Source organism: Arthrobacter sp. Y3223164 (genome assembly GCF_059091005.1).
This window is the reverse complement of sequence record NZ_JBNHGF010000221.1, coordinates 1-4,809: the sequence shown is the minus strand read 5'-3', so window position 1 is coordinate 4,809 and position 4,809 is coordinate 1. Positions and strand designations below refer to the sequence as shown.

The following is a 4,809-nucleotide window of genomic DNA, read 5'->3' as shown; positions in this document are numbered from 1 at the left end:
GCACGGCAACAGCGTCCGCGGCACCGAGGCCTGCCGCCGGCTGTCGGCGGAGCTGGGACTGCACTTCATCCACGCGGCCCGCAGCGCCCGGTCCACGATCCGCGCCGACTACACCCTGGCCGGGAAGCCCTCACCGCGGGTTCGCCCGGCGCGGGAACTGGCCGTGCTGGCCGAATACGGCCACACGGTGCGGTTCCTCGAGGTCCACGGCGACATGCTCTTTCCCGAGGCGGAAACGGTCATCCGGATGGCCGCCGACCTGGCCCCCGCGCACGAGGTTTTGGTGATCGACATCAGCCGGCTGGACGAGCTCGGCAGCCGCACCAAGACCATGTTCCTGCGGCTGCAGGCAACCTCGGATCCCTGCCTGCTGATCTTCGTGGACCCGGCCGGGTTGCTGTCCGCGGAAGAGGACGGCACGGGCGGCCGGCCGACGGCGTTCCCGTCCCTGGACGCTGCCGCCCGGTGGTGCGAAAACCGCCTCCTCGGCCGGCACGGAGGACAGCCGGCGACCGGCGAACGGCTGCAGTTGCAGGACCACCCTGTGACGGCGACCCTGCCCGCCGGCGAGCGCGAGACGCTCGCGGGCTACCTGGAGCGGCGAACGTACGACGACGGCGCGGCCATCGTACCCGCGGGCGGACCACACCCGGGCCTGGTCTTGGTCATGGAGGGGCAGGCACGCACGGCCGCCAACGCCTCCGGGAACGCCAGCGCCTCCAAGGACGATCACGCCGCCCGGTATTTCTCCGCCGGAACCAGCTTCGGGGGCCTCGGCGGCACTCGGTCCCGGATCCACGTGCGAGCCGAGGGGAAGGTCCTCGTGGAGGTCCTCACGCCAGACGGCTATGCGCGCCTGCGCCGGGACGCCCCGGACACGGCGCTGAGCTTGGCCGAACGGCTGCTGGACATCGCGGCCGAGCAACACGACCTCACCGTGGCGGCCGCGCAGGGGTGACCATCGTCCGCCCCTTTACGAGCGCCCGGCGGGCCGCAACAATGGCGGCATCCCTGACGACAGGATGCCATCGTGCCGCTCACCGTCCACTTCCCCGTCAACACGCTGGCGCTCAAGCGCGGCGGCCTGGTCAAGGCGGTGCGCACCCGGGCCAACACGCTGGCCGGGAACGGCGCGGCAGAACGGATCTGGATCGAGGTGCTGGGCCTGCAGCACCGGCTCGCCCGCGACGTGGCCGGTCTCAAGGCGGACGGCCACCTGCATCCGGAGGTCAGGGTCCGCAGCGTCCTGTACGGGCTGGATCCGAGCCCCGGCACGGATACGCGTCAACCCGTGCAGCCGCCGCCCGAGGACGACTACGACATCGTGCCGGTCGGCAACTCCGGGCTGGCCTTCGGGTACTTCCGCGACGGGATCGAGGAATGCTACGTGCGGTTCCACCCCGAAGGCACGGTGGCCGCCGTCGAACGGCTGGCCCCCAACCGCGCGCGGCTGCGCCGGGAGGAAATGGACGAACAGGGCCGCCTGGTGCTGGTCCAGCATTTCCAGGAATCGTCCAAGACGCCCACCGCCCAGCGACTGATCGGCCGCGACGGCCGCTGCTTCCTCACAATCACGCACCATCCCGGCTCGCCCAAGTGGGGGCGCAGCTACCTGTTCGACGGCGTGGCCCGCGACGACGGCGATGCCCTCACCTTCGCGGACCCGGGCGAGCTTTACCGGCACGCCTTCGAACACCTGCTGGCCGGCGAGGACGCACCGGTGCTGACCTCGGAATTCCGCGAGAACCTGAATAACCTGCCCGGCCGAAATTTGGACGATGTGGTCGGCAGCGTCAGGCATCCGACCCTGCGGCGCATAGCGGCGGTGCACAGCAACCACCTGGAGCCCCCGTACGTTGCAGGGTCCGGCGTCAGCCGCAACTGGCGCCGCCTCCTGGACAACCTGGACACCTGGGACGGCGTGGTCCTGCACACCGATGCGCAGCGCGAAGACATCGCCGCCGAGTTCGGCCACGCCGACCGGCTCCACACCATCGGCCAGCTGGCGCCGCCGGAGCAGCCGGACCCGGGCCCCGCCACCGATCCGGACCGGCTGGTGATGGTGGCCCGGCTGCACCCGAAGAAACGGGTGGACGAGGCGATCCGGGTCTTCGCCCTGGTGCGCGAGGGCAACCCGCGGGCGCGGCTGGAGGTCTTCGGCTTCGGCTACGGCGACGAGGAGGAGGGAGCGGTCAAAGCGCTCATCGACGAACTGGGCGTCGGCGCCGCGGTCAGCTTCCCGTCGTTTACCAACAGCCCGTCGGACATCTACGCCTCCGCGTGCGCCACGGTGCTGACGTCGGCGTCGGAGGGCTTCCCGCTGATCCTGCTGGAGAGCATGTCCTACGGCGTGCCGGTCGCCGCCTATGACGCCAACTACGGCCCCCGCGACGTCATCCGGCACGGCGAGAACGGCTTCTTGGTGCCCTTCGGCGAGCGGCAGGCGCTGGCGGACGGCATCCTGGCGCTGATGCGCGACCCGGAACTGCGCTCGCGGTTCGCCCGCTCCAGCCGCGACACCCTGCAGCGCTTCGACGAACCCGGCTATGTCTCGGCGTGGACCAAGGTCCTCGCGGGTGGCTAGGCACCCCGCCGCGGTGAGACAATGGCCACATTGTGCAAGGGTTGTTTCATATCGCGTCCCGCCACGCACACCATCCGGTCCCGCGCAGCCGGGGCACTAAGTACTTCTGGAGGCGAACTTGCCAGGTTTGAATCTCACCCGTGACGAAGCGCGCGCCCGCGCCGAACTGCTCCGCGTGGAGTCGTACGACGTCACGCTGGACCTCACCCGCGGCGACAAGGTGTTCGGCTCGCGCACCGTGGTGACCTTCACCGCCACCCCCGGCGGCTCCACCTTTATCGACGCCGTCACGGACACCGTCCGCTCGATCACGCTCAACGGCAAGTCGCTGGATCCCGCCGAGGTCTCCGACGGCGTCCGCATCCAGCTGCCGGATTTGGCGGAGCACAACGTGCTGGAGATCGACGCCGACGCGCTGTACATGAACACCGGCGAGGGCCTGCACCGGTTCGTGGACCCGGTGGACAACGAGGTCTACCTGTACAGCCAGTTCGAGGTGCCGGATTCGCGGCGCATGTTCGCCGTCTTCGAGCAGCCGGACCTGAAGGCGGCCTTCCGCTTCACCGTCACCGCGCCGTCGCACTGGGATGTCATCTCCAACTCGCCCACCCCGGCGCCCCGGCACGTCGGATCCACGGACGACGGCGGTGCGGCCGCCACCTGGGCGTTCGAGCCCACCCCGCGGATCTCCTCCTACATCACGGCGCTGATCGCCGGCCCGTACCAGTCCGTGCGCAGCGAGCTGACGAGCTCCGACGGCCGCACCATCCCGCTGGGCGTGTTCGCGCGCAAGTCGCTGATGCAGTACATGGACGCGGAAAACATCTTCACCCTCACCCGGCAGGGCTTCGAGTTCTACGAGAAGCAGTTCGGCACCCCGTACCCCTTCGAGAAGTACGACCAGCTGTTTGTGCCGGAGTTCAACGCCGGCGCCATGGAAAACGCCGGCGCGGTCACCTTCCTGGAAAACTACGTGTTCCGCTCCCGCCCCACCAACGCCATGGTGGAGCGCCGGGCCATCACCGTGCTGCACGAACTGGCGCACATGTGGTTCGGCGACCTGGTGACCATGCGCTGGTGGAACGACCTGTGGCTGAACGAGTCCTTCGCCGAATTCATGTCCACGCTCGCCGCCGCCGAGGCCACCGAGTACAAGGGCGCCTGGACCACCTTCGCGTCGATGGAGAAGTCCTGGGCCTACCGGCAGGACCAGCTGCCGTCCACCCACCCGATCACCGCCGAGATCAAGGACCTGGAGGACGTGCAGGTCAACTTCGACGGCATCACCTACGCCAAGGGCGCCTCCGTGCTCCGCCAGCTGGTGGCCTGGGTGGGCCAGGAGGAGTTCATGGCCGGCGTCCGCGAGTACTTCGGCAAGCACGCCTGGGCCAACACCGAGCTGGCCGACCTGCTGGGCGAACTGGAAACCTCCAGCGGCCGGGACCTGAAGGACTGGTCCGCCAAGTGGCTGGAGACCGCCGGCGTGAACACCCTGCGCGCGGAGATCTCCACCGACGACGACGGCGCCATCACCTCGTTCGCGATCCTCCAGACGGCGCCGGACGGCTACCCGACCATCCGGCCGCACCGGCTCGCCGTCGGCTTCTACAACCTGGACGACGCCGGCAAGCTGGTGCGCACCCACCGCGAGGAACTCGATGTTGACGGCGAGCGCACCGAGGTGCCGCAGCTGGCCGGCCTGGCCCGTCCCGCGCTGGTGCTGCTCAACGACGACGACCTGGCCTACGCCAAGATCCGGCTGGACGACGTGTCCCTGGCCACCTCCAAGAGCCACGTGAAGGACTTCACCGCGTCGCTGCCGCGCACCCTGGTGCTCGGCTCGGCCTGGGACGCCACCCGCGACGGCGAGACCCCGGCCCGCGAATACGTGGAGCTTGTGCTGAACAATATCGCCTACGAGACGGACTCCTCGGTGGTGCTGGTGCTGCTGCGGCAGCTGGCCACCACGCTGACCTTCTACGTGAACCCGGACGACCGCAAGCGGTTGGCCATCGCCGCCGCCGACCGGCTCTGGGAACTGGCCGGAGAGGCGGCCGAGGGGTCCGATTCGCAGCTGCAGTTCGCCAAGGCCTTCGCCGTGCACGCGCAGACCGGCGGGCAGTTGGACACCGTGGCCGCGCTGCTCTCCGGCGAGCGCACGCTGGAGGGGCTGACCGTCGACGCCGACCTGCGCTGGGAACTGCTCACCTCGCTCGTAGCCGGCG

General features: G+C 69.7%; 3 protein-coding genes. All 3 read left to right on the top strand.

Annotation, left to right across the window (positions count from 1 at the left end; translation table 11 throughout):
* A partial coding sequence (locus tag AC5RUJ_RS11240) for a cyclic nucleotide-binding domain-containing protein (protein ID WP_494155876.1) occupies nt 1-958 on the top strand: 958 nt, incomplete at its 5' end.
* A gap of 72 nt (nt 959-1,030) precedes the next feature.
* Entirely contained in the window at nt 1,031-2,584 is a 1,554-nt protein-coding gene (locus AC5RUJ_RS11235; RefSeq protein ID WP_494128220.1) for a glycosyltransferase, read from the top strand.
* A 127-nt stretch (nt 2,585-2,711) separates the two neighbouring features.
* A partial coding sequence (pepN, locus tag AC5RUJ_RS11230) for an aminopeptidase N (RefSeq protein WP_494155877.1) occupies nt 2,712-4,809 on the top strand: 2,098 nt, incomplete at its 3' end.